A 291-nucleotide genomic window follows, 5' to 3' on the forward strand; every position below is an offset into this window, starting at 1 on the left:
ATTAAAAAATAGGTTTGTCATGTTTCATAGGCATACAAAAGCCGGAACAATCCGCCGCCCGGTTTCCGGGAGCATGATTCCGGCTGTCCTCCTTTTTCATTATTTTTCTTGCGATTGTCCGCTTTGTACGCCAATGGCCCATAGAGGGCAGGTGCGGCAAATAGATAAGATCACTCCCTTCTAAGCGGAACAAATTAAGCGCCCTTTGTGTCTACTTCATATACATCGCAGACCTCATCAGGCTTGAGTTTTAGTCTGGCAGACAAAAATGCTTCAATATCAAAGGTATTT

1 protein-coding gene and 1 pseudogene are annotated in these 291 nt (G+C 44.0%); one reads left to right on the forward strand and one right to left on the reverse strand.

The features are described from left to right. Positions 1-184, forward strand: a 184-nt coding sequence (locus NE473_RS31940; protein WP_256265713.1) for a hypothetical protein, incomplete at its 5' end; no start/stop codon positions are given. Between the two features lie 10 nt (positions 185-194). Here NE473_RS31940 and NE473_RS33345 read toward each other — a convergent pair. After that, positions 195-291 (reverse strand): annotated as a pseudogene (locus NE473_RS33345) (type IV secretion system protein VirD4); the annotation flags it as partial.

It is taken from the genome of Hungatella sp. SL.1.14 (assembly GCF_024460495.1).
GTDB classification, from domain to species: domain Bacteria; phylum Bacillota; class Clostridia; order Lachnospirales; family Lachnospiraceae; genus Hungatella; species Hungatella hathewayi.